Raw genomic sequence first — 23513 nt, 5'->3', positions numbered from 1 at the left:
CCGCCGGCTGCAGGCGCCGCCCGATGCGGGGCGCCACCGTCGTCGCGCCGCCGCTCATGCGCACCCCGCCGACGGCCCGGCTGCGCGCCCGGTGCGCGCCGACACGGAAACCGGCACCAGCCCCCAGTCGACGCAATGGATGACATGGCCATCGCCGTCCCGGAACGCAAACTCCCAGGCGCCCCAGGGCATGAGCTGCAGGCCTTCGCCGTCGAGCCGGTCGCTCCGCCCGCTGGCACGCAAGGCGCGCGACACGCTGGCGTGCAAGGCGTGGATGCGCATCACGGCCACGCTGTGGTGCTCGGGCTGGAAGCGCCCGACCTCGGGATCGGCACGCTCCCAGCGCCCCGGCGTGGCACCGAACGCCCAGAGTTGCAGGTGCAGCGAGCCCTGCGTGAGCCACGCCCAGACCCCGGGCACCTGCTGCAGGCAGCGAAAGCCCAGCGTGCCGGTGTAGTCGGCCAGCGCGCGCTGCAGATCGGGCGTGCGGATCGCGGTCATGCCCGCACCACCTGGCGGTGCAGGCGCTCCACCACGTCGGGCAGGCGCGGACCGAAGCCCAGCAGTTCCAGCGCGTCCAGGTGCACCAGCGCGCGCGGCGTGTGGCGTTGGCGGAACGCCGGCGTCAGTGCCACCTCCGGGCGTTGCCAGAAGGCGTCGGTGCCGCCCACGGCCTCCAGGCCTTGCGTGGTGGTCAGGATCACGTCGGGCGCTGCCGCGGCCATGGCTTCGGCGGTCATGGGCCGGTAGCCCTGGAAGCCGCCCAGCGCGTTGCGCGCGCCCATGAAACGGATCATGGCGTCGGCTGCGGTCTGTTCGCCCGCCACCTGCGGGCTGCCGCTGTGCGAAAGCACGAACAGCACGCGCGGCGGCCGGGCAGGCGGTTGCGCGCGCACGCGCTCCTGCACCGCCTGCCAGCGGGCATCGAGCTGCTGCTGCAGCGCCTGGGCAGCGGCCTCGCGCCCGGCTGCGCGGCCCACGGCGGCCACCTTGCGTCGCACCTCTTCCCAGCTGTGGTCGGCCGCGACCAGCTCCACCTTCACGCCCGCGCTGCGAATCTGGTCCAGCACCACCGGCGGGCCGGCATCGGCACCGGCCACGACGGCGGTCGGCCGCAAAGCCAGCAGCCCTTCGGCCGAAAGCTGGCGCAGGTAGCCCACCTTGGGCGTGGCCTGGGCCGCCGCCGGGTACAGGCTGGTGGTGTCGGTGCCCACCAGCAGCGCCTGCGCGCCCAGCGCGTACACCACCTCGGTGATGCCGCCACCCAGGGTGATCAGGCGCGCGCCGTCAGCGGCGCTGCCCGGCGGGGCGCCGGGGTTCGGCGACTTCGCATCCGCAGGCGCAGCCATCGCCCGCAAAGGCCAGCCAGCGACGCCCACCGCCGAGCCAGCCAGGCCGGCGAGCGAGAGCTTTCTGAGCACGCTTCTGCGCGAGGTGTTGGCGGAGGGTGGGCAGGGCAGAAAGGGTTTCATGATCGGTGGACGGAACAAAGGCACTCATGGCAGGTCGGCCTCCTCGGCGGCGCCCGGCAGGCGGCCCTGAGGCACAAAGCCCGGGGTGTTCTGGCCGATGTGCCAGCACACCCCGGCAGGGTCGATGACGACGAATTCGGTGATGCCCCAGGGCTGGGCCACCAGCGGCGTGACGCGCACCCCGTAGCGACCTGCCAGGTCCTGCGTCTGCACGTGGGCGTACCAGGCGTCCACCGACGGCACCAGCAGGTGCATCACCAGGTTGTCGGCCAGCGCCGGAACGTGAAAGTCCTGCAGCAGGAAGGCGCAGCCATCGACCTGGAAGTACGCCACGCCGCCGCCTTCGGAGCGCTTCTCGAAGCCCAGGTCGGCGTAGAAGCGTTGGGACAGCGCGAAGTCGCGTGCCGGCACGAAGGCCTTGATTTCGGTCGCGCGCAGGGTGGTACCGAGTGAGGTCATGGTGAATTGGGCGTCAGGCGGGCACGGCACCCGCCGGTTGGGGAGACAGCGGCGCCAGCAGTTCGCGCCAGTCCGTCAGTTCGGGCTGGCCGGGCTTGCGCGCACCAAAGAACATGGCCATGAGCGCGCCTTCGGTGTCGAACACCTCCAGCGAGCTCACGGTGCCGCAGTCCCCGGGTTTTTCGACCACCCAGGCGCTGGCGATCCGGTCTTCGCGCAGGTGCAGGTTGAACCCCGGATCGAGCACGTTGAGCCAGGTCTGGCCACGCATGGCCAGCGGCTCCACGCGCTGCACCGGCCCGGAGTGGATCTGGATGCACCCGGGGCTGCTGACGAACACCATGATGGGCGTGCCGTCCAGTGCCGCCGCCAGCAACAGCTGGCGCACGGCGTCGGTCGCCACGCGCCGGGTGAAACGGCCTTCCACCAGGCCCAGGGCCTGTTGCCGCTCCAGGCCGAAGCGTCGCAGCAGGCCGAAGAACTGGTGGGTGTCGCTCATGCCGGCCCAGGCCTGGGCGAATTCGGTCGCGCAGCGGGCCGCGGTATCGGCCGGGGCGGGCAGGGTGCGCGGGGCGGCACCGGCCTCGAACACCACGGCCTGCCCGGGATCGGCCCAGCGCTGGAGCACCTGTTCCCAGGCCGTGCGCTCGGTCTGCGCCCGCGGGTAGATCTTGTGCACGGCCTGACCGTGCGGATCGTAGAACTGCAGGCTGGCCTGCGCCTCGCCCTGGGCCGGCACCTCGGTCACCACGAAGCCGGCGTGCCAGCGGTCGAAGAACAGCCGCAGATCGATGTCCTCGCCCAGCGCCAGACCCACAGGGCCGTTGGCCGACAGCTGCTGGTAGACCCCGGTCTTTTCGTGCACCGTGCTCTCGTTGCGCGTCAGCGCCATGAGCGGGCCGCAGGCCTGCAGCGACTGCAGGATCTCCAGCCAGCGCGGCAGCAAGGGCAGGGCGCGCAGCGGGCCTTCCTGCATGCCGGCATGGGCCGCCACCACGGCCCCTTCGCTCTGGCCAATGGCCTGGGCGGCGTCGCGGGCGCGCAGACCACGCTGGCGCGCCTGGGCAAACTGTTCGCGGATGAGGACCGCTGTCATGGGGAACTCCTGGAAGGGGCGAGGCTGGAAACGCCGGCGGCGGCCGTCACGACGGCAGGCTTTCGCTCAGGCGGCGCTCGGCCGCGGCATCGGGCGCCTGGTGGCCTTGGTCGTTGCGGTGGCGCACGGCCCCCAGGTCCACGCCGTCGAGCGCATAGGCCCTGGCAAAACCCGCCACGTACGACCCCGACTGCGGGCGCAGTTCGAACAGGCGAAAGTCCTGCAGCGGGCGGATCACCTGCATGAATTTGCCGAACCGCCGATCGAACAGATCCATCACCACCTCGAAGCGGTCCGCGCCCCGCGCGCACTCTGCCGCCGCGCAGGCCAGCGTGAGCCGCTCGCGCGCAAACAGCTGCTTGGCCGAGGCCTCCGGCTCGATGAAGAGCACCGAGGCACGACCGTTGGCGCGCAGGTTGGCGCTGTGGCGGGCCAGATCGCTCAGATAGACCCAGTAGCTGCCCCCGTCGGCGACGTATGGGGCGTAGCTGGCTTCCGGCTGACCGTCGGCCGCGGCGGTGCCGAGGTACAGGGTCTGGAAGCGCGCGGGAAAAACGCGACAGGCTTCGCGAACGGCGCTCAGGTCGGGGGTGTCGGCCATGAAAAGGGCTCCTGAAGGTCGATGGGGCAGGGGGTCAGAACTCGGTGACCAGCGCCAGGGCCAGGCTGCGGCCCGGTGCGGTGTAGGCATCGAGCACGGGCGAATGGGCAGCGATGCCGCGCACATTGGTCCATTCCCAGTACTTGCGATCGGTCACGTTGCGCAAAGCCGCGCTCAGGCGCGTCGACGGCGTCACCTGCCAGCTCGCGCTCAGGTCCAGCGTGGTGTAGGCCGGCGTGGCGAACTGGTTGGGCGTGCCGCTGGTGTCGATGTCGCTCGTGGACTTCTTGGCCACGTGGGTCAGTGCGGCGCCAAGCTTCCAGTCCCCCAGGCGGTGGTCCAGTCCCACGACCAGCTTGGCCGGATTGACCGAGTTGAGAGGCCGGTCGGTCACGGTGTCCTTGCCTTGCGTCTGGCCAAACGCCACACGCAGGTTCGTGGCCTTGCCCAGCGCATAGTGGCCTTTGAGCTCAAAGCCATGCAAGCGCACGCGCCCGCGGTTGACCGCCTGGTAGGTGAGCGGGTCGGCGGGCGTGAACATGCTGCCGCCCACGGCAACCAGTTCTTCGATGAAGTCTTTGTAGCGCCCGTTGAACACGGCGGCTTCCCATTGGAAGCCGTGGGTCGAGCCCCGCGTTCCCAGTTCCAGCGTCTGGCTGGTTTCGGGCTTGAGGTCGGGGTTCGGGATCGTGCGGTAGTTGCCGAACGGGTTCTCGAAATAGTTGTTCAGTTGCAGCGGGCTCGGCGCCCGGAACCCGGCGGCCAGATTCCCGAACAGGCTCCAGTTCGATGCCGGCCGGAAGATCACGCCGAGCTTGGGCGAGAAAGCGCTGTCGGACAGGCTTGCCGCGTCCAGCGGATAGAGGCCGTCGTTGCGGGGCTTGAGTTCGAAGCGGTCGTACCGCAGCGCCGGGATCACGCTCCAGCGGTCGGTCGCGAATTCGCTCTGCACGAACAGCGCCGTGGTGGTTTCGCGCGTTTCCGGGAAGCGTTTGAGCGGGTAGCGCTCGTAGGACGGCGCGCCCGTGCCGGTGACCAGGTTGTCCATGTGCGACACGGTCACGTCGGCACCGTACACCAGCTTCTGGCTCCAGTCGCCGCCCAGCGCGCGGGTCTTTTCGGCCTGCAGCACGCCCTGCCAGAGCTGCTCGCTGTAGGTCACGTCGCGCGATCGCTGCGTCGGCGATACCGTGCGCTGCTCGTGCGTGACCTCGCGCGAGTCCGAGTCCTGCACCCCGACCGTGGCACGCAGCTCATCGGCCCAGGCACTGTCGATGCGGAAGCGGCCGTCCCAGCTCAGGCGCGAGCGGCGCATGTCGGTGGTGCCGTCCAGGTCGAGCACCGACCCCGAGGTGGCCGAGGTCGTGCGGCCCGTGTAGGCCTCGACCTCGGACGACTTGTCCACATGCTCCAGCGTGATCGTGTGCTTCTGACCGCCCCCGGGCGTGAACACCAGCTTGCCCAGCACCGACACGTCTTCGTCTTTCTGCGGATTGGGCGCCGTGCGCGTGCTGTTCAGCGCCGTGTTGGTGCCCTGGTTGTCGAGTTCGCTGCTGCGCCCCACCTGCACGCTGCCCAGCCACTGCAGGGTGTCGCTGGGCCGGCCCGCCAAGGTGAGCCCGACGCCCCGGCTGTCGTTTTCGCTGTCCAGCTTCAGGCCCACGCGCCCGCCGAAGGTCTGGCCCGCTTTGAGCAGTTCCGCCGGCTCGGTGGTCGACATCGCCACCATGCCCGCCAGACCGTCCGATCCGTACAGCGCCGAGCTGGCCCCGCGCAGAATTTCCACGCGCGAGATCAGGCCCAGGTCGTAGTAGTCGCGCCCGAAAGAGGCCGAGCCGAACACGCCGCTGGTGAGCTCACGCGGCACGCGGATACCGTCCACGGTCAGCAGCACGCGGTTGCCTTCCAGCCCCCGCACATTGAAGCCCGCGTTGCCATCGCGCCCGGTCCCGCCGGGCGACACACCGCTGAAGCGCTGGGCCGCGCGCTTGACGCTCACATTGGGCAGCTCGCGCGCCAGGTCGCGGATGTCCTGCACCTGCGCGCCGTCCAGGTCCTCGCCGGTCAGCACGTCGACGCTGGCCGGCACCTCGTCCAGCGCCCGCTCGCTGCGCGAGCCGCTGACCACCACCTCCTTGAGCGTGACCGGGGCCGCCTGTGCCCAGGCCGCCCCGGGCACGCTCAACGCGGCCGCACAGGCCAGACACAAGGGAGACAGCGCCGGCACAGCAGCGCGGGCGGACGAAGAAGATCGGAGAGCTTTTGAGGCCATGCCAGTACCAGTGAAGTGATGAACATCGCTGGCGAGGCGGCCCGTTGCGGCAACGGGGGCTGGCTGGCTGAGAATGATTCCTTTGTCATTGTATGAGAATCATTAGCATTTACAAACAAGGGCGTTTCACCCTGGTGGGCAACCCCGGGAATCGCACGGAGAATCGGCCGTCAACACCCCCATCTCCAAGGAAGGATTCCCATGAAAGGCGACACCCAAGCCATTGCCCATCTGCAAGCCCAGCTCAAGAACGAGCTCACCGCCATCAACCAGTACTTCGTGCACTACCGCATGCTCAAGCACTGGGGCTTCGACAAGCTGGCCAAGAAGGAATACAGCGAGTCCATCGGCGAAATGAAACACGCCGACAAGCTCATGGACCGCATCTTCATGCTCGACGGCCTGCCCAACCTGCAGGACCTGGGCAAGCTGCATGTCGGTGAGGACGTGCCCGAGATCCTGAACAGCGATCTCGCGCTGGAGCGCGCGGCACAGGCCACCATCAAGGACGGCATTGCCCACTGCGAAAGCGTGCGCGACTACGTCTCGCGCGATCTGCTGCAGGGCATCCTCGACGACACCGAGGAACACATCGACTTCCTGGAAACCCAGATCGAGCTGATCGACAAGGTGGGCCTGCCCAACTACCTGCAAAGCCAGATGGGCGACGCCGACTGAGCGGCGCCAAGCCGTTCCGCCAGAGTCCTGGCGGCCGCCGGAAGCGGCTCCGGCCCGCCGCACCGGGGCAATACCCCTTGGACGTACTGGGGATTTGCTTCAATAAATAGGAGCCATTATCATTCGCAGGACCATCCCACTTGGAATGCCTCCTGCCATGATCGTCTGCGTTTGCCATCGCGTCAGTGACAAGACCATCGCGCATGCTGCCCGCGCGGGCATGGCTTTTGACGATCTGCAGCTGGAACTCGGGGTGGCCACCCAGTGCGGCAAGTGCGAAGGCTGCGCACGCGCGGTGTGGTCCGAATGCCGCCCGGGCCACCCGGCGGCCCACCTGCAACGCAACGATCCGGTCAGCAGCCCGCCCGCGCTGGTGATGGCCGCCTGAACCGCCTCCCCCATGCATTGACAGGGCGCCCACGGGCGCCCTCTGTCGTTGTGCGAGGCCCCTTGGCGCCGCCCCGCCACAAAGCCATACTGACCTGTCTGCGTAATGGCGCCCCTATGGGCATTTCGGGGTGAGCGCTTTAGAATGCGCAACCCGGTTCCACATTGCAGGATAACCACTGTCGGGAGACAACCATGACCACCCCCCAGAACCAAGCCGACAAGCGCGCCGAACTGCGCCGCGCCGCCCTGGAATACCACGAGCAGCCCACCCCCGGCAAAGTGGCCATCGCCGCCACCAAGCAGCTGACCAACCAGCGTGATCTGGCACTGGCCTACTCTCCCGGTGTCGCCGCGCCCTGCGAGGAAATCGTGGCCGACCCGGTCAACGCTTTCAAGTACACCAGCCGCGGCAACCTGGTGGCCGTGATCACCAACGGCACCGCCGTGCTGGGCCTGGGCGACATCGGCCCCCTGGCGTCCAAGCCGGTGATGGAAGGCAAGGGCGTGCTGTTCAAGAAGTTCTCGGGCATCGACGTGTTCGACATCGAGATCAACGAGAAGGACCCGCAGAAGCTGGTGGAGATCATCGCCGCGCTCGAACCCACTTTCGGCGGCATCAACCTCGAAGACATCAAGGCCCCGGACTGCTTCTACGTCGAGCGAGAGCTGCGCAAGCGCATGAAGATCCCCGTTTTCCACGACGACCAGCATGGCACCGCCATCTGCGTGGGCTCGGCCATCATCAACGGCCTCAAGGTCGTGGGCAAGGACATCAAGAACGTCAAGCTGGTCGCCTCGGGCGCGGGCGCGGCGGCGCTGGCCTGCCTGAACCTGCTGCTCAAACTGGGCCTGCCGCGCGAAAACATCTGGGTCACCGATCTGGCCGGCGTGGTCTATGAAGGGCGCACCGAACTGATGGACGAGGACAAGATCCAGTTCGCCCAGAAGACGGATCAGCGCACCCTCTCGGAAGCCATCGAAGGCGCCGACATCTTCCTGGGCCTGTCCGCCGGTGGCGTGCTCAAGAAGGAGATGGTGGCCAAGATGGCGGCACGCCCGGTCATCATGGCGCTGGCCAACCCCAACCCCGAGATCACGCCCGAGGACGTGAAGGCGGTGCGCGACGACGCGGTCATCGCCACCGGCCGCTCGGACTACCCCAACCAGGTCAACAACGTCCTGTGTTTCCCCTACATCTTCCGCGGTGCGCTGGACGCCGGCGCCTCCACCATCACCGACGAGATGGAGATCGCCGCGGTACACGCCATCGCCGAGCTGGCCCAGGCCGAACAGAACGAGGTCGTCGCTGCAGCCTACGCGGGTGAGAAGCTGGCCTTCGGCCCCGAATACCTCATCCCCAAGCCGTTCGATCCGCGCCTGATGATGAAGATCGCCCCCGCCGTGGCCCAGGCCGCTGCCGACAGCGGCGTGGCACAACGGCCGGTGGCCGATCTGGACGCCTACCGCGAGAAGCTGCAGAACTTCGTGCTGGCCTCGGGCACCGTGATGAAGCCCATTTACGCCGCAGCCAAGACCGCGGCGAAAAAGCGCGTGGCCTACGCCGAAGGCGAAGAAGAGCGCGTGCTGCGCGCCTGCCAGATCGTCGTGGACGAAGGCCTGGCCCGCCCCACCCTGATCGGCCGCCCTGCCATCATCGCCCAGCGCATCGAAAAATTCGGCCTGCGCCTCAAGCAGGACGTGGATTACGACGTGGTCAACGTCGAACAGGACCACCGCTACCGCGAACTCTGGCAGACCTACCACCAGCTGATGGAGCGGCGCGGCATCACCGCCCACATGGCCAAGATCGAGATGCGCCGGCGCCTGACGCTGATCAGTTCCATGCTGCTGCGCCGCGGCGACGTCGACGGTCTGATCTGCGGCACCTGGGGCAACACCGCCATGCACCTGGACTACCTCGACCAGGTCATTGGCAAACGCCCCAACGCCACCTGCTACGCGGCCATGAACGCGCTGATGCTGCCCGGGCGACAGGTCTTCCTGGTCGACACCCACGTCAACTACGACCCGACCGCCGAACAACTGGCCGAAATCACCCAGATGGCCGCGCGCAAGATGATGCGCTTCGGCATCACGCCGCGGGCTGCGCTGCTTTCGCACTCGAACTTCGGCTCGTCCAACCAGCCCAGCGCCATCAAGATGCGCGAGACGCTCGCCATCCTGCAGAAGAACGCCCCCTGGCTGGAAGTCGACGGCGAGATGCACGGCGACGTGGCGCTGGATGCCGATGCACGGCTTTCGCTCATGCCGCGCACCACGCTCAAGGGCGACGCCAACCTGCTGGTCTGCCCCAACATCGACGCCGCGAACATTGCTTACAACCTGCTCAAGACGGCAGCGGGCGGCAATATCGCCATCGGCCCGGTGCTGCTGGGCGTGGGCAAACCCGCCCACATCCTGACCGCCAGCACCACGGTACGTCGCATCGTCAACATGACAGCCCTGACAGTCGCTGAAGCCAACGTGAGCCATTAAGGCGATTCACAAGAGCAAGCACTGACTTATCTCACATTTCACCGCCATCAACCCTGCCTGTTTATTCAGCATTCGCTTGCTTTTTTGTGGCGATTAGGGCACACTCATCGCCTTGAAAGACAGGGTTAACCCGCCCCTTGAGCACCGGTGGTCATGGATTTGAACCCCCGTGCCGGAGGCGGGTTGATTGCATCAGGAGCTGGGTTTTCATGGGTCTGAAGCGGGCTCGGTCGGGTTTCTGGGGGAGTGGTCAGGGCAAGATCTGGACGGTCGCCTTGGCGTTGGCGGCCACGCTGGGCACCCTGTTGGTGCAAGCACGATCGCCTGAGGCGCTCACCCTGCCCGGATCGGCGGTCGCTTCCGTCTCGCTCACCCGATTGCCCCCCCAGGGGCGTGAAGTGATGGAACAGATTCGCCAGGGCGGCCCTTTCCGGTACGAAAAGGATGGCACGGTGTTCGGTAACCGAGAGCGGCTTTTGCCCGGTGCCCGACGCGGCTATTACCGGGAATACACCGTCCCCACGCCGGGCCTGAGCCATCGAGGCGCCCGCCGCATCGTTTGCGGCGGCCAGAAACCCCGCACCCCTGACGCCTGCTATTACACCGAGGACCACTACAGCAGCTTTCGGCTGATCGTGCAGTGATCCCATCCAGAGCACAGCTTCTCAACCTTGAACTTGGAAAGAACCGCGGAGATGGACACGCCACTTCGTAACGTACGCAGCAACATCGTGCAGTCGATTCGCGCCTACAGCGTCAAAGACCTGCAGGCTTGCGCCGAGCAACTGGGTCACCACTTCCTCTACGCCAACCTGGCCAAGGCCCAGAGCAAACAGGACGTGCTGGAACTCATCGCCTCGCAGTACACCCTGCCGCCGCATTTCGGCAAGAACTTCGATGCGCTCTACGACTGCATGACCGATCTGGTCCACAAATCGGGCCCGCAGACCGGCTTCATCGTCGTGCTGGAGCACATTCCGGCCAACAGCAAGTTCGACAAGGAAGCGCGCGAACAGCTGCTCGACATCTTCCGCGATGTGGCCGACTACTGGTCCGACCGCAAGATCCCGTTCCGCTGCTTCTATTCGTTCTCGGTCGCGCGTTCGCCCCGGGGTGAAGAGTCGGCGGAAGGCGAGGGTGAAGAGCCCATGCCGACCGACAAGATCGTGGACGTCAGCCCCATGGCGCTGCGCATGAGCAGCCCGTTCAACGCCGGTTACTGGATGGCCGCCGCCTGATCGGCGTCTGGGCGGCGGGCGTCTCTGCCCACTGCCCCAAAAAGCCGCTGCCGACGCAGCGGTTTTTTTATGCCTGCAGCGCCTGCGCCAGTGCCACGTATTCGGCCACCGGCACCTCTTCGGCACGCCGCTGCAGATCAAACTGGCCGCCAAATCCCCGCTGCTCCAGCCAGCGCCCCAGCGTGTTGCGCAGAATCTTGCGCCGCTGGCTGAACGCCGTCTGCACCAACTCGCCGTAGGTGCGGAAATCGATCGCCGGCGGTGCCGCCAGCGGCACCATGCGCACCACGGCACTGTCCACCTTGGGCGGCGGATCGAAACACTCAGGCGGCACGAACAGCACGTTCTCCATGGCATAGCGCCACTGCAGCATCACGGACAGGCGACCGTAATCGGCCGTCGCCGGTGCAGCCACCATGCGGTCGATCACTTCCTTCTGCAGCATGAAGTGCTGGTCGCGGATCACCGCCACGTGGTCGAGCAGGTGAAAAAGGATGGGACTGGAGATGTTGTAGGGCAGGTTGCCCACCACGCGCATCCGGGGAGCCGTTGATCCCCCCTCAGGCAAGACCCCACACAGGCGCTGCGACAGCGCCGTGAAATCGACCTTGAGCACGTCCGACGCCACCACATCCAGTTGCGGATGTGCGCGCAGCCGGGGAATGAGGTCCTGATCGATCTCGATGACGGTGAGCCGACCCAGGCGCTCCACCAGCGGCTGGGTCAGCGCGGTCAGGCCAGGGCCGATTTCGACCATCGGCTCCCCGGCGTGGGGGTCGATGGCGCGCACGATGCTGTCAATGACGCCAGCATCGGCCAGGAAATGCTGGCCGAACCGCTTGCGGGGAATGTGCTTCATGGGTCAGGCGGTCGAGGCCGCCCTCAGGGCCGCGGATCGTCGCGCTGTTCGACGAAGGCGCGTTGCCGCACGTCCTGCATCCACACCCGCAGCGCCTCCTCGGCGCGGCGATCGCGCAGGACGTCGCGGGCCAGCTCACGCTGTTCGCGGTCGCTGAGCGTGCGCTCGCGGCGCTCGTCGACGCGGATCAGATGGACCCCGAAACGGCTGACCACCGGCTGCGAGAGCTGGCCGGGCTGGAGCGCGTCCATCACCGACTCGAACTCGGGCACGAACTGGCCGGGTCCGACCCAGCCGAGGTCGCCGCCATTGCTGGCCGAGCCATCCTGGCTGTGCTCTCGCGCCAGCGTCTCGAAGTTGGCCTGCCCCGCCGAAATCTCCTCGCGCCAGCGCGCCAGTTGCGCCACGGCCTGGGCCTGGCTCATCTGCGGACCCGTGCGCAGCAGGATGTGGCGGGCGTGCGTCTGCACCTCACTCAGGGCGGGAGCACCGGCTTGCTGCCGTTCGTTCAGGCGCAGCACGTGAAAACCCGCAGGGCTGCGGATCGGCCCGGCCACACCGCCCACTGGCAGATCGCGCACCGCCTGGACGAACAGCTCGGGCAGGCGGTCGGCAGGCCGCATGCCGAAGCCCCCTCCACTGGCCCCCTCGGGCGCGTCGGAGAATTCGCGTGCCAGGGCCGCAAAGTTGGCCCCGGGCGCCCGGGCCCGGTCGGCCACCTGCTGGGCCCGGGCCTGCCGCTCGCGCACCAGCGCTTCGCTGGCGTTTTCCGGCACAAGCACCAGCACATGGCTCAGGTCCAGACCGGCCGCCGCTGCCCCAGCCTGCGTGCGCTGCTCGCGCAGAAAAGCGTCGATATCGGCGTCGGTGATCTTCACACGCTGTTCGACCTCGCGCTCGCGCGCTCGCTGCAGCAGGATCTGATCACGCAGTTCGCGCCGGAACTGGCCCGCATCCAGCCCCTCGGCCGTCAGCCGCTGGCGCAGGCCTTCGATGGTCAGCTGGTTCTGGGCCGCCACGCTCAGCTCGGCCTGGTTGAGGCTGGCGTCGTCGACGCGGATACCGGCTTCGGTCGCCGACTGCACCAGGGCACGCTCGTTGATGAGCATGTCCACGACCTCGGGCAGCAACTGGCTGCGGTTGGGCACGTTGGCGCCCTGGCGCGCGAGCTGCTGCTCGACGCGCAGCAGGCGCTGGCGCACGTCGTGGTTGGTGATCGGTTCACCGTTGACCAGCGCGACGATGTAATCCGCAGTCCGCGAGGCGGCGGGTGCCGCTGCCGGCAGGCCCCAGGCCGACCCGGCGGCGGCAGGGCGCAGGCCTTGCGCGGAAGCCACCGACAGGCCGCAGGCCATCAGCACCGCGGCGAACCGGAGGGGCTGGCCCTTGAAAAAAGAGGACGGGAAAAGATCAGTCATATTGCTCGAAGCGGCTCGCCGGCAACGTTTCCTGCCGCAGATACTGGTACTTGGGAATATGCGACTTGAGCGCTTCGAGCGAACTGCCGCCCAGGCGCGAGAAGCCGGAGAATTCGAGCTGGAACAGCACACGCTGGTTGGCGCTGGTGGTGTTGAGCTGCAGGCGCTCGAGCACCACCCGGCCGACCCAGCATCCTGCGTCGTATTCGAAACCGGCCACCACGTCCACGGGCTTGCGCTCCATCACGCTGTAGTTCAGGCGTCCCACGGCGTACCACTGGCCAGGGCCAAGTGCGCCATTGGGCACCGGCTTGCCGGCCTCACCCCAGAGTTCGGACAGGGGCCATTGCCAGCCGATGTCCAGCTGTTTGCTGCGCTCGCGCTGCACCCGGTAGGCCGCGCTGAACACCTTGTAAGGCCCTGGCGTGTAGCGCACGCCGATGGTCGAGCGCGCCGATTCGCGGCTCTTGGGGTTGTATTGCACGGTCGAATCCAGCGCCCACAGCGGGTCCCACTGCACGCGGGCCGTCAGCAGCATGTCGCTGAGCCGCTCCGTGACCGCCGAGCCCCCCGGCAGGGTCACCAGTTGGTCCTTGAGCAGCGCGCGCTGGGCCCAGCCCAGGCGCACGATTTCCGCCCCGGATTCGGGGTCGATCAGGCGCGAACTCAGGCCCAGCGTGAGCGCGCGGGTGTCGCTGATGCGGTCGTTGCCGCCGAAGGCGTTTTCCGTGAACATGGCCGCCCAGTTGAAGCTGCGCGAGGCCGAGTCGAAGTTGGGCAGATAGCTCTGGTCGCGATAAGGCGTCCAGGTCGCAAACAGCCGGGGCTCCAGCGTCTGCAGGTAGTTGCGACCAAAGTACGCGGCCTGGCGTTCGAACACCATGCCGCTGTCCACGCTGAGGGTCGGCAGGGTGCGCGAAGCGCTGCGACTGCTGCCCAGCAGCACGTCGTCCATGCGGTACTGCGCGCTGTGCACGCGCAGCTTGGGCTGCACATACCAGCCGGGCGCTTCCCAGCGGCGGGTCGCCTCGGCCATGACAAAGGCGCGCTCACCGTTGCCCTGGATGCCTTCGGTTGGCACGAAGTTCGCGCGCCGGAACCGGGTGACATTGGTCTGCACGGTGAAATCCCAGCCCGGCATGCCCAGCAGGGAGCGGTCCTGCTGGCTGTAGGTCAGCGTCGTCGACGGCAACTGGTCATAGGGTGGCGTGATCGGCGAATCGTCGAGCTGCAGGGTCTGGTAGGTGTAGGCCCCGACGTTGGCCACCCAGGGCCCCTGGCGCCACACCGCCACCGCGTCGTTGCGCAGCAGGCGCGAAGTGAGCGAGCGCAGCGCGCGCGGGAAATCGCTCCAGTAGTTGTCGTCGCCCACGCGGTTGAGGTTGACCCCCACGCGCAGCGAATCCGAGCCGGTGATCTGGCCCACGTTCTGGCTGTGCTGCCAGGAATAGGCCCAGCGGTCCATGTCGCGCAGCGAGTCCGAGGGCATGTAGGACGCCCGCACCTGCCCGAGGTAGTTCGGCTGCAGGTAGCGGAACTCACCCGTCAGATCGACCCCGCGCTTGGCCATGTAGGTCGGCTCCAGCGTGAGGTCGTAATTCGGCGCGAGGTTGAGGTAGTAGGGCGCCGTGACGGAAAAGCCGCTCACGGAATCCACGCTCACGCTGGGCGGCAGCACGCCCGACTTGCGCTTGTCGGACAGCGGAAAGGTCAGGTAGGGCATGGCCAGGAACGGCACGCCCTTGAACTCCAGCACACCGCTGTGGGCCGCGCCGACTTCCTCGACGTTATCCAGTTCGATGCGCTCGGCCCGCAGCAGCCAGTCCGGGTTCCAGGTGGCGCCCGGCGGACGCGGGCAGGTCGAATAGCGGCCGTTGTACACCTCGGCCTTGCCGTCGCCGAGAAACTCCACGCGACTGGCGTCACCCCGGGCATCGTTGCGCAACAACTCGTAGGTCGGCTCCTGGAAATGCCCCTTTTCGGTGTTGGTGTTGTATTGCAGCTCAGGGCCCTGAAAGCGGTCGCCCTGCTTGTTCACGAGCACCCGACCCTGGGCCTTGGTTTCACCGGAGGCGTTGTCGTATTCGATCCGGTCACCCCGGATGACGGCATCGTGGCGGCGCAGCTCGGCCTCGCCTTCGATCACGGTCACCCCGTCGGTCTTGCCTTCGATCTGCTCGCCGAACACAAAGGTTGGCGTCTGTTTGCGCACGTCCTGCGGCAGCTGTTCCAGCAGCGAGGTGCCAACCCGCAACGGCAGCGGACTCTCTTCGGCGGCGGTCTGGGCCCAGGCCGCTGGCAACGTGCCGATGGCCAGGCAGGCCATGACCCCCTGCATCGCCCGGACCAGGCGGGTGGGCTCGGGCACAGCCAGGACGTCGGCGCGGCGGAGCCGGGAAGCCCGGGCGCGGAGCGCTTGGCGCGAAACAGGAAGCGAGGCGTGGTGTGGCAAGACGAGCAACCCGGATGACTGGTGAAACACGCTCCGTCGACCCGATTTCGGGACGCCCCTGGAGCAACATGCGGCCGGCCTCTTCGCCGGGGGGCCGATTTGTAGAATCGCGCCAATTATTCCATGCCAGCCGCCCCCCGGGCCGACCGGCGTCCTCGACCGATGACCCCCTCCCATTCCGACCCCACTCTGGCCGTCACCTGGACCGATCCGCAGCGCGAGGCCGCCTTCCGGCACTGGCTCACCCCCTTGAGCGCGACCCAGGGGCTGGACCCGGCCTCCCTGCGGCTGGCTTCGGCAGATGCGAGCTTTCGCCGCTACCTGCGCCTCGACACCGCCGACGGCGGCAGCCGCATCGTCATGGACGCGCCGCCCGAACGGGAGAACTGCCAGCCTTTCGTCCAGGTGGCGGGCCTGATGAAGACCGCCGGCCTGCTGGTGCCCGAGATCCTGGCCTGGGACGAGGCACAAGGCTTCCTGCTGCTCAGCGACCTGGGCCCCGACACCCTGATGGCCCGGATCGATGCCGGGAACCCGTCCGCCAACCAGGCCCGCTATCTGCAGGCGGTGGACGCGCTGCTGGCCTGGCAGCTCGCCTCGAAACCGGGCGAACTGCCGCCCTATGACGACGCCCTGCTGCGCCGCGAGCTGCAGCTCTTCCCCGACTGGTACCTGGCGCAACACCGGCAGGTCAAGGTCGAGGGCGCCGTAGCCGCCACCCTGCAGAAGACCTTCGACACCATCGTGGCACGCTGCCTGGCCGCACCCACCGTGCACGTGCACCGCGATTTCATGCCGCGCAACCTCATGATCCCGCCGCAGCCGGGCGCCACGCCCGCACAGCAGCTGGGTGTGCTGGACTTCCAGGACGCGGTGCACGGCCCCATCACCTACGACATCGCCAGCCTGATGCGCGACGCCTTCCTGACCTGGGAGGAAGATTTTGTCATCGACATCACCGTGCGCTACTGGGAAAAGGCCCGCAAGGCCGGCCTGATGGATTTCGAGGACTGGCACAGCGATTTCGGCGCCTTCTACCGCGCCGTCGAATGGATGGGGCTGCAGCGCCACCTGAAGGTGGCCGGCATCTTCGCCCGCCTGACCCTTCGCGACGGCAAGCCCAAATACCTGGCCGACGCGCCGCGCTTCATTGCCTACATCCGCGCCACCGCGCACCGCTACCGCGAACTGGCGCCGCTGCTGCGCCTGATCGACGAGGTGGAAGGCCTGCAGGCCGCCAGCGGCTTCGCTTTCGGCCGCGTCTGACCCGGCTGGCCGCCATGCCCCGCTTTCACTGCCCCGTCCCGCTGCACGCCGGCGCCGAGCTGGACCTCCCCGCAGCGGCCGCGCGCCATGTGCAGGTGCTGCGCCTGCAGCCGGGCGACGCGATCACGCTGTTCAACGGCGAAGGCGGGCAATGGCACGCCACCGTCCTGCGCATGGGCCGCAGCGATGTCGCGGTGCGGGTTGACACCTTTGATGACGCCGAGCGCGAAGTCGGGCGCCGCGTGCACCTGGCCCTGGGCATGCCGGCCAACGAGCGCATGGACTGGCTGGTGGAAAAAGCCGCCGAACTCGGCGTCGCCGGCCTGCAGCCCCTGCACACGGCCCACAGCGTGCTGCGCCTCAGCGGCGACCGGGCCGTCAAAAAACAGGCGCACTGGCAATCGGTCGCGGCCGCGGCCTGCGAACAGTGCGGCGGCAACCGGGTGCCGGACGTGGCCCCGGTGCAGGACTTTGCCCGCTGGGTCGGCTCCACCGCCGCCTTCCAGGGCCAGCGCTGCGTGCTGTCGCTGGCCGAGGGCTCGCAACCGCTGGGCCAGTTGCTCGCACCGCTACCACCCGATGCGGCGCTGTGGTTCCTCAGCGGCCCCGAAGGCGGCCTGTCGCCCCAGGAAGACGCCCAGGCCCGCAGCGCAGGCTTCGTGCCCGTCACGCTCGGGCCGCGCGTGCTGCGGGCCGAAACCGCCGCGCTGGCGGCCCTGGCCCGCGCGGTGCTCTGATCCAGGTCCCCGCCGGCAGGCCACTGGCGGCATCCACCGCATCGGCCTGCACGAACAGCGTCCTCTCGCCAACACCGAAGAGACCGCCCCAAGGCCCACAGGCGCGACAGGACACCAATGGCGTCCGTCGGTCCGCCGCTGTATAAACGCCGACTTATGAATCGGAACCTCTGGCTGCTGGCCGCCGCACAAGGCCTGTTTCTGACCAACAACGTGGTCTTCATCGCCATCAACGGCCTGGTGGGCTTTTCGCTGGCGCCACAGGGCTGGATGGCCACGCTGCCGGTGATGGGCTATGTGGTCGGGGGTGCGCTGTCGACGCCCCTGGTGGCCCGCACGCAATCGCTCTTCGGGCGCAAGGGTTCGTTCCAGATCGGGCTGCTGGTCGCGCTCGGGTCTGCCCTGCTGTGCGCCTGGGCCGCTTTCGACAAGAACTTCTGGCTGCTCGTGACGGCCACCGTCATCGCGGGCTACTACAGCGCGAACGGCCAGCTCTACCGCTTTGCCGCAGCCGAACTCGCCGCGCCGGCCTTCCGGGAAAAGGCGGTGTCGCTGGTGCTGGCCGGCGGCCTGGTCGGCGCCGTGCTCGGCCCGAACCTGGCGGCGCGCACCCGCAACCTGTTCGAGGTGCCGTTCGCGGGCGCCTACCTGGCACTGACGGTGGTGGCCCTGGTTTCGATGCTGGTGATGGCTTTCCTGCGCTTTCCGCCCCTGCCGCCGAAGCGGGCACACGCCCCGGTCGGCCGGCCCTTGAAAGCGATCATGCGGCAACCCGTTTTCATCGTGGCCACCGCCAGCGCCGCGCTCGGTTATGGGGTCATGAACCTGTTGATGGCGGCCACGCCGCTGGCCATGGATGTCTGCGGCTTCGGGTTCGACGATGCGGCCCTGGTGCTGGAATGGCATGTGATCGGCATGTTTGCCCCCGGGTTCTTCACCGGGCACCTGATCAAGCGCTTCGGCGTGCTGACCATCATGGGCGTGGGCGTCGTTCTGAACCTGGCCTGCATCGGGATCGCACTCTCCGGTGTGGACCTGCACCAGTTCCTGGTCGCGCTCTTCCTGCTGGGCGTGGGCTGGAATTTCCTCTTCACCGGCAGCACCACGCTGTCGCTGCAGGCCTACACACCTGAGGAAAAAGACCGCGCACAGGCCGCCATCAACTTCTTCGTTTTTGCGGTCATGGCGGTGACCTCGTTCGCCTCCGGCGCCCTCGTCACCACCCAGGGCTGGACCTGGTTGAACCTCGGTTCCCTGGTGCCCGTGGGCCTCACCGGAGCGGCCCTGCTGTGGCTTGCGGGGCGGCAGCGCCGGTCCCACAATCCGGCCTGAACGCGCCGCAGCCCCGCTGCGGTTTCTCGACCCCCGCCCCGGATGCCCCGGGGTTTCGCATGGGAGCACGACATGGGACTTCTGGATTCACTGGTGGGCGCCGCCGCCAACGCCGCCCTGGGTGGCAACAACGGCAAGACCGGCTCCGCCCCTGGCGGCCTCGACGCCGCAGCGCTGATCGGCCTGGCCACCACCCTCATCAACCAGGCCGGGGGCCTCTCGGGCCTGCTGGCCAAGCTGCAGCAGGGCGGACTGGCCGACGTGGTGCAGTCGTGGATCGGCCACGGCGCCAACCAGCCGGTGTCCGCCGATGCGCTCGGCAGCGCCCTGGGACCTGACCTGCTGGGCCAGGTGGCCCGCCAGTTCGGCGGCAACTCGCAGCAGGCGGCCGGCACGTTGGCGCAGATCCTGCCCGGGCTGATCGACCAACTGACCCCCAAGGGCCAAGTGCCTGCCGACAACGCGCTGAACGATCTGGGGGCCCTGCTGGGCGGGGGCGCCGGTGGCCAGGGGCCCGACCTGGGCGCGCTGGCCGGTGCCCTGGGCGGTCTGCTGCGCCGCTGAGGCGATCGGCCCCGGCTCAGGTCTGGGCCTGGGCGTCGAGCCAGGGCCTCAGCCGGGCGTACACCGGCGAGGGATCGGGCTCGTTGAAGATCTCGTGATAGAAGGTGTCGAAGCAGTGGCTCGACACCTTTTCGCGCGGCGCCATCGCGGCAAATGCGCGGCTGCCGTCGGCCCGCACCAGATGGTCATCGCCGGCGTAGAGCAACAAGGTGGGCACGCTCCAGCGCGGTGCCGCTGCCACCACCCGGGGACCGTTGGTGGCGATGAAACGGGCCAGGCGGGGCGAAATGCGGTCATGCACCAGGCGATCCTGTGCATAGGCGGCCACCACCGCCGGATCGTGCGAAATGCGGGTGGCATCCAGCCCATTGCGCACGGCCAGATTCGGCGCCCACCGGCACAGCAAAGGAATCAGCCGCTTTTGCAGGCCGCTCAGACCCGCGTCCAGCGCCGGTGAGGACAGCACCAGCGCATCGACCGGGGCCAGGCCGCGCTGCACGAAGCTGGCGCACACCAGCCCGCCCATGCTGTGCCCCAGCAGGATCAGCGGGCAGGACCACGGCTGGGCGATGTGGTGCCGGGTGTCGTCGATCACCTCGGCCAGGTCCTCCAGCAGCGCGTCGTCATAGGGCAGGGTGCCTTGGCGCCCACCCGATTCGCCATGGCCGCGCTGGTCGTAGGCGCGCACCGCATACCCCCATTCATTCAGCCGCGTCGCCAGCGGGTCGTACCGCCAGGCGTGTTCGCCCAGCCCGTGCACGATCAGCACCACCGCCCGGGGCCGCTGGCGCGGGGGCAGCGGCCAGTCGAACAGCGCGATGTTCAGGCCATCGCGCAGGGTGAAAGGGGCCTGGGTCGTGTCGCTCATGGGCTGGGTCAGGGCATGCGCGCGATGACCTGCGCCACCGACGCCGTCAGGCGGCGTGCGTAGTCCAGGTGCAGGAACTCGTTCGGGCCGTGCGCATTGCTCTTGGGGCCGAGCACGCCGCACACCATCATCTGCGCGCTCGGAAAGCCCTGGCTGAGCAGGTTCATCAGCGGAATCGTGCCGCCCTGGCCTATGTTGCCGCAGGCGGCGCCGAAATGCGCCTGCGAAGCGTCCTGCAGCGCCTGATCGAACCAGGCGGTGGTGGCGGGTGCGTTCCAGCCACTGGCCGCGCCTTCGCCCTCGAAGGTGACTCTGGCCTGGTAGGGCGCGTTGTCTTCGAGCAGCGTCTTGAGCTGCTGCACCGCCTGGGCCGCGTCCACCAGCGGTGGCAGGCGCAGGCTGAGCTTGAACGCGGTGTAGGGCCGCAGCACATTGCCGGCATCTTTCATCGCTGGAAAACCTTCGGCACCGGTCACGCTGAGCGTGGGCCGCCAGGTGCGGTTGAGCAGGGCTTCGACCGGATCGGTGGTGGTGGGCAGCGCAAACAGCGTGCTGCCGCCGCAATCGTGGTGCGCCCAGGGAAAGCGCTTGTAGATCTCGTCGCCCAGGATGGCTGCGGTGGCCTGGGCCTGCGCGATGCGCTCGGCCGGCACCTCGCAATGGAAGCTGGCCGGCAACAGCCGGCCGGTGGCGCTGTCTTCCAGGCGGTCGAGCACCTGCCGCATGATGCGGAAGCTCGACGGCACCAGGCCCGAAGCGTCGCCCGAGTGAATGCCTTCGGTGAGGATCTCGACCTTGAGCACGCCACTGGCCATGCCGCGCAGGCTGGTGGTGAGCCAGAGCTGGTCGTAGTTGCCGGCGCCGCTGTCGAGGCAGATCACCAGGCCGACATCGCCCAGGCGCGACTTCAGGGCGTCGATGTAGGGCAGCAGGTCGCCCGAACCGCTTTCTTCGCAGGTCTCGATCAGGCCCACGATGCGCGGGTGCGCCACGCCCTGCGCTTTGAGCGCCTGCACGGCGGCGATGCTGGCGTAGACCGCGTAGCCGTCATCGGCACCGCCACGCCCGTAGAGCTTGCCGTCGTCGATCTTGGGCGTCCACGGGCCGAGGTCGCTGCGCCAGCCGGTGAACTCGGGTTGTTTGTCCAGGTGACCGTACATCAGCACGGTCTGGCCGGAAGCCGGGGCCGGCGTGCCATCGCGCCCCGCGCTGGCCGGCACTTCAAAGAACAGCACCGGCGTGCGCGGGCGCCCCTGGGCATCGTTCAGGCGCACGATCTCCAGCGTCAGGCCTGGCACCTGCTGAGCCCGCACCCAGTCGGCGGCCGACTGCAGCACCCGTTCGAGCAGGCCGTGCGCGGCCCAGTCGGCGTCGAACGCGGGCGACTTGGCCGGCACCTCGATGTAGCGCTTCAGCGCCGGGACGATGTGCTCGCGCCAGGCGCTGTCAACGTGCGCTTGCAGGGCACCGGGTTCGAGCGGCAATGGCTGGGGCAGGCGGGCATTCATGGCGGGCAGACCTTGACGGACACGATCCTGCCAGTATAGGCAGCCTGGCCTGGGGCTGCACGCCCCGGCTTCAGGCGCTCAGCCGGAAGACGTGCACCACCTGGGCCAGCCGCTGCGCCTGGTCGCGCAGGCTTTCCGCCGCCGCCGCGCTCTCTTCCACCAGCGCCGCGTTCTGCTGCGTCATCTGGTCCAGCTGGGCCACGGCGCTGTTCACCTGGCCCATGCCCTGGGACTGCTCGCTGGCCGCGGTGGTGACGTCGTTGATGAACGCCGCCACCTTGTCGGCGTTGGCCACGATTTCGCCAATGGTGTTGCCCGCTTCGCTCACCAGCCGGCTGCCGGCTTCGACGTTTTCGACGCTGGCGCCGATCAGGCCCTTGATTTCCTTGGCCGCTTCGGCACTGCGCTGCGCCAGGTTGCGCACCTCGCCAGCCACCACCGCAAAGCCCCGGCCCTGCTCGCCCGCTCGCGCCGCTTCCACCGCCGCGTTCAGCGCCAGGATGTTGGTCTGGAACGCAATGCCGTCGATCACGCCGATGATGTCGCTGATCTTCTTGCTGCTGTGGTTGATCGCTTCCATCGTCGAGACCACCTGCGACACCACCTGGCCTCCGCGCGCCGCCACCTCGGCGTTGGTCTGAGCCATGGTGCTGGCCTGCCGCGCCGCTTCGGCACTCTGGCGCACCGCGCCATTGATCTGCTCGATGCTGCTGGCGGTCTGCTGCAGGTTGCTGGCGGTGTGCTCCGTGCGCGTGGACAGGTCCTGGTTGCCCGACGCGATCTCGATGCTGGCCGTGCTGATGCCGTCGCTGCTGCGGCGCACCTCGCCCACGATGCGGGCCAGCGAAGCCTGCATGCCAGCCAGCGCCGTGGTCAGCTCGGTCACTTCGTCCTTGCCCTCGGGCGTGATGTCCTGCGTGAGGTCGCCCTGCGTGATGGCGGCGGCCACGTCCTTCGCACGGTCCAGCGGACGGCAGATGCTCTGCATGTTCGCCAGCGTGGTGGGCACCACAATCAGCATCGCGATGCCCACGGCCAGCCCGAACCAGATCATGGTCTGCTGCGTGGTGTCCGCCCCGGCCTGCTGCAGCCGATCGGCCTCGCCACCGATGATGCGCTCGATCTGGTTCAGGTCGTTCCACAGACTGTCGAAGCGCTCATGGGCCTTGCCCAGCATCCGGTTGGCGACCGTGGCGCTGTCGTAGCCACCGTTCTTGATGTTGGCCACCACCGGCTCGGCCGCGGCCGCATAGTCACCCAGTTTGGCCACCATGGCCCGAAGCACCACGTTGTCCTCGTCCTCGTCGCCCTGCAACATCTCGTTGATCAGGCCCTGGATCACGCCGCGGGTCTTTTCCCACTGCATGTGCGCCAGCGACAGCTGTTCCGGCGATTCGTACTGGATCACCATGTCCTTTTCATGGCGGCTCAGGTCCGCCAGCGCCAGACGCAGCTTGGACAGGGCCACCGTTTCCGCGAACGCATGCTCGGCAAAGTGGTGGTTGATCTGCTGCAGGCGTTGCATGCCCCAGAGGCCCGAACCGCCCAGCATGACCAGCAAGCCGATGACGACGCCGATCGCGCCCAGCATCCGCAGGCGAATGGAGAAATGCCGCATGAGGGCTTGCAGTCCCATGATCCGTGTCCTTTCAGGTGGGCGTTACGCCGTCAAAAACTTTCCCAGTCGCCCTCGTCGGACGGGCTGGCGGCCACGGGCGCTGGCGCCGGGGCTGGCTTGGGTGCCGGTGCGGACCGTGCTGCAGCCGGCACGGCCGGCTCCGGCTTGCGGGCCGGTGGGGCGGGCCGT

General features: G+C 68.1%; 20 protein-coding genes and 1 pseudogene. 9 read left to right on the top strand and 12 right to left on the bottom strand.

Going from position 1 to position 23513, the window contains the following annotated elements:
• Positions 1-54: 54 nt before the first annotated feature.
• From QQK43_RS19730 to QQK43_RS19705, 6 genes are read right to left on the bottom strand one after another with little or no spacing between them, the layout of a single operon-like run.
• Positions 55-501 carry a VOC family protein gene (locus QQK43_RS19730; RefSeq protein ID WP_284309154.1) on the bottom strand — a complete coding sequence of 149 codons (447 nt, stop codon included), beginning with the start codon at positions 499-501 and terminating at the stop codon, positions 55-57.
• Positions 498-1460, bottom strand: a complete 963-nt coding sequence (locus QQK43_RS19725; RefSeq protein WP_370465320.1) for a heme/hemin ABC transporter substrate-binding protein — start codon at positions 1458-1460, stop codon at positions 498-500. The genes QQK43_RS19730 and QQK43_RS19725 overlap by 4 nt, the downstream gene beginning before the upstream one ends.
• Before the next feature lie 36 nt (positions 1461-1496).
• The gene (locus tag QQK43_RS19720; RefSeq protein WP_284309151.1) at positions 1497-1931 is read right to left on the bottom strand and encodes a VOC family protein; all 435 of its coding nucleotides are present in this window, start codon (positions 1929-1931) and stop codon (positions 1497-1499) included.
• A 13-nt stretch (positions 1932-1944) separates the two neighbouring features.
• Positions 1945-3027 carry a hemin-degrading factor gene (locus tag QQK43_RS19715; protein ID WP_284309150.1) on the bottom strand — a complete coding sequence of 361 codons (1083 nt, stop codon included), beginning with the start codon at positions 3025-3027 and terminating at the stop codon, positions 1945-1947.
• Between the two features lie 46 nt (positions 3028-3073).
• Entirely contained in the window at positions 3074-3628 is a 555-nt protein-coding gene (locus QQK43_RS19710; RefSeq protein WP_284309148.1) for a HugZ family pyridoxamine 5'-phosphate oxidase, read from the bottom strand.
• A gap of 34 nt (positions 3629-3662) precedes the next feature.
• A complete protein-coding gene (locus QQK43_RS19705; RefSeq protein WP_284309147.1) occupies positions 3663-5900 on the bottom strand; it encodes a TonB-dependent hemoglobin/transferrin/lactoferrin family receptor in 2238 nt (745 codons plus the stop codon).
• A gap of 201 nt (positions 5901-6101) precedes the next feature.
• Between QQK43_RS19705 and bfr the strand changes: the two genes are divergently transcribed.
• The 5 genes and pseudogenes from bfr to QQK43_RS19680 all read left to right on the top strand — a co-directional run.
• Entirely contained in the window at positions 6102-6578 is a 477-nt protein-coding gene (bfr, locus tag QQK43_RS19700) for a bacterioferritin (RefSeq protein WP_234264301.1), read from the top strand.
• Positions 6579-6735: 157 nt separating this feature from the next.
• The gene (locus QQK43_RS19695; RefSeq protein WP_234264302.1) at positions 6736-6966 is read left to right on the top strand and encodes a (2Fe-2S)-binding protein; all 231 of its coding nucleotides are present in this window, start codon (positions 6736-6738) and stop codon (positions 6964-6966) included.
• Between the two features lie 194 nt (positions 6967-7160).
• The gene (locus tag QQK43_RS19690; RefSeq protein WP_234264303.1) at positions 7161-9464 is read left to right on the top strand and encodes an NADP-dependent malic enzyme; all 2304 of its coding nucleotides are present in this window, start codon (positions 7161-7163) and stop codon (positions 9462-9464) included.
• Positions 9465-9673: 209 nt separating this feature from the next.
• Positions 9674-10108 carry a guanyl-specific ribonuclease gene (locus QQK43_RS19685; protein ID WP_284309145.1) on the top strand — a complete coding sequence of 145 codons (435 nt, stop codon included), beginning with the start codon at positions 9674-9676 and terminating at the stop codon, positions 10106-10108.
• 51 nt (positions 10109-10159) lie between these two features.
• A pseudogene (locus QQK43_RS19680) lies at positions 10160-10555 on the top strand (barstar family protein); the annotation flags it as partial.
• 214 nt (positions 10556-10769) lie between these two features.
• Here the strand turns inward: QQK43_RS19680 and rsmA are convergent.
• The 3 genes from rsmA to QQK43_RS19665 are packed head-to-tail and all read right to left on the bottom strand — an operon-like array spanning position 10770 to position 15347.
• Positions 10770-11561, bottom strand: a complete 792-nt coding sequence (rsmA, locus tag QQK43_RS19675) for a 16S rRNA (adenine(1518)-N(6)/adenine(1519)-N(6))-dimethyltransferase RsmA (protein WP_284309143.1) — start codon at positions 11559-11561, stop codon at positions 10770-10772.
• A gap of 23 nt (positions 11562-11584) precedes the next feature.
• Positions 11585-12979, bottom strand: coding sequence for a peptidylprolyl isomerase (locus QQK43_RS19670; protein WP_284309141.1), 1395 nt, complete (start codon positions 12977-12979; stop codon positions 11585-11587).
• Complete coding sequence (locus tag QQK43_RS19665; RefSeq protein ID WP_284309140.1) at positions 12972-15347, bottom strand: LPS-assembly protein LptD; 2376 nt, start codon at positions 15345-15347, stop codon at positions 12972-12974. The genes QQK43_RS19670 and QQK43_RS19665 overlap by 8 nt, the downstream gene beginning before the upstream one ends.
• A gap of 246 nt (positions 15348-15593) precedes the next feature.
• Between QQK43_RS19665 and QQK43_RS19660 the strand changes: the two genes are divergently transcribed.
• The 4 genes from QQK43_RS19660 to QQK43_RS19645 all read left to right on the top strand — a co-directional run bounded on the left by QQK43_RS19660 (position 15594) and on the right by QQK43_RS19645 (position 19330).
• A complete protein-coding gene (locus QQK43_RS19660) occupies positions 15594-16697 on the top strand; it encodes an aminoglycoside phosphotransferase family protein (protein ID WP_284309139.1) in 1104 nt (367 codons plus the stop codon).
• A gap of 14 nt (positions 16698-16711) precedes the next feature.
• On the top strand, positions 16712-17434 hold the full coding sequence (locus tag QQK43_RS19655) for a 16S rRNA (uracil(1498)-N(3))-methyltransferase (RefSeq protein WP_284309138.1): 723 nt from the start codon (positions 16712-16714) through the stop codon (positions 17432-17434).
• Between the two features lie 156 nt (positions 17435-17590).
• On the top strand, positions 17591-18766 hold the full coding sequence (locus QQK43_RS19650) for an MFS transporter (RefSeq protein WP_284309137.1): 1176 nt from the start codon (positions 17591-17593) through the stop codon (positions 18764-18766).
• Between the two features lie 72 nt (positions 18767-18838).
• Positions 18839-19330, top strand: coding sequence for a YidB family protein (locus tag QQK43_RS19645; RefSeq protein WP_284309136.1), 492 nt, complete (start codon positions 18839-18841; stop codon positions 19328-19330).
• Positions 19331-19346: 16 nt separating this feature from the next.
• Here the strand turns inward: QQK43_RS19645 and QQK43_RS19640 are convergent, their stop codons facing one another.
• From QQK43_RS19640 to QQK43_RS19630, 3 genes are all read right to left on the bottom strand, one after another.
• Positions 19347-20198, bottom strand: coding sequence for an alpha/beta hydrolase (locus QQK43_RS19640; protein ID WP_234264313.1), 852 nt, complete (start codon positions 20196-20198; stop codon positions 19347-19349).
• An 8-nt stretch (positions 20199-20206) separates the two neighbouring features.
• Complete coding sequence (locus tag QQK43_RS19635; RefSeq protein WP_284309135.1) at positions 20207-21706, bottom strand: M20/M25/M40 family metallo-hydrolase; 1500 nt, start codon at positions 21704-21706, stop codon at positions 20207-20209.
• Between the two features lie 70 nt (positions 21707-21776).
• On the bottom strand, positions 21777-23342 hold the full coding sequence (locus QQK43_RS19630; RefSeq protein WP_284309134.1) for a methyl-accepting chemotaxis protein: 1566 nt from the start codon (positions 23340-23342) through the stop codon (positions 21777-21779).
• Between the last annotated feature and the right edge of the window lie 171 nt (positions 23343-23513).

It is taken from the genome of Hydrogenophaga electricum (genome assembly GCF_030160815.1).
GTDB classification, from domain to species: domain Bacteria; phylum Pseudomonadota; class Gammaproteobacteria; order Burkholderiales; family Burkholderiaceae_C; genus Hydrogenophaga; species Hydrogenophaga electricum.
The sequence above is the reverse complement of the archived record's forward strand: the minus strand, read 5'-3'. Positions and strand labels throughout refer to the sequence as shown.

Excerpts from the sequence above, each read along its gene's own strand:
- QQK43_RS19695 (WP_234264302.1), top strand. The coding sequence starts at position 6,736 with ATGATCGTCTGCGTTTGCCATCGCGTCAGTGACAAGACCATCGCGCAT.
- QQK43_RS19670 (WP_284309141.1), bottom strand. The coding sequence starts at position 12,979 with ATGACTGATCTTTTCCCGTCCTCTTTTTTCAAGGGCCAGCCCCTCCGG.
- QQK43_RS19710 (WP_284309148.1), bottom strand. The coding sequence starts at position 3,628 with ATGGCCGACACCCCCGACCTGAGCGCCGTTCGCGAAGCCTGTCGCGTT.
- QQK43_RS19730 (WP_284309154.1), bottom strand. The coding sequence starts at position 501 with ATGACCGCGATCCGCACGCCCGATCTGCAGCGCGCGCTGGCCGACTAC.
- QQK43_RS19685 (WP_284309145.1), top strand. The coding sequence starts at position 9,674 with ATGGGTCTGAAGCGGGCTCGGTCGGGTTTCTGGGGGAGTGGTCAGGGC.
- QQK43_RS19660 (WP_284309139.1), top strand. The coding sequence starts at position 15,594 with ATGACCCCCTCCCATTCCGACCCCACTCTGGCCGTCACCTGGACCGAT.
- QQK43_RS19645 (WP_284309136.1), top strand. The coding sequence starts at position 18,839 with ATGGGACTTCTGGATTCACTGGTGGGCGCCGCCGCCAACGCCGCCCTG.
- QQK43_RS19715 (WP_284309150.1), bottom strand. The coding sequence starts at position 3,027 with ATGACAGCGGTCCTCATCCGCGAACAGTTTGCCCAGGCGCGCCAGCGT.
- QQK43_RS19690 (WP_234264303.1), top strand. The coding sequence starts at position 7,161 with ATGACCACCCCCCAGAACCAAGCCGACAAGCGCGCCGAACTGCGCCGC.
- bfr (WP_234264301.1), top strand. The coding sequence starts at position 6,102 with ATGAAAGGCGACACCCAAGCCATTGCCCATCTGCAAGCCCAGCTCAAG.
- QQK43_RS19705 (WP_284309147.1), bottom strand. The coding sequence starts at position 5,900 with ATGGCCTCAAAAGCTCTCCGATCTTCTTCGTCCGCCCGCGCTGCTGTG.
- QQK43_RS19720 (WP_284309151.1), bottom strand. The coding sequence starts at position 1,931 with ATGACCTCACTCGGTACCACCCTGCGCGCGACCGAAATCAAGGCCTTC.
- QQK43_RS19650 (WP_284309137.1), top strand. The coding sequence starts at position 17,591 with ATGAATCGGAACCTCTGGCTGCTGGCCGCCGCACAAGGCCTGTTTCTG.
- QQK43_RS19635 (WP_284309135.1), bottom strand. The coding sequence starts at position 21,706 with ATGAATGCCCGCCTGCCCCAGCCATTGCCGCTCGAACCCGGTGCCCTG.
- QQK43_RS19640 (WP_234264313.1), bottom strand. The coding sequence starts at position 20,198 with ATGAGCGACACGACCCAGGCCCCTTTCACCCTGCGCGATGGCCTGAAC.
- rsmA (WP_284309143.1), bottom strand. The coding sequence starts at position 11,561 with ATGAAGCACATTCCCCGCAAGCGGTTCGGCCAGCATTTCCTGGCCGAT.
- QQK43_RS19655 (WP_284309138.1), top strand. The coding sequence starts at position 16,712 with ATGCCCCGCTTTCACTGCCCCGTCCCGCTGCACGCCGGCGCCGAGCTG.
- QQK43_RS19630 (WP_284309134.1), bottom strand. The coding sequence starts at position 23,342 with ATGGGACTGCAAGCCCTCATGCGGCATTTCTCCATTCGCCTGCGGATG.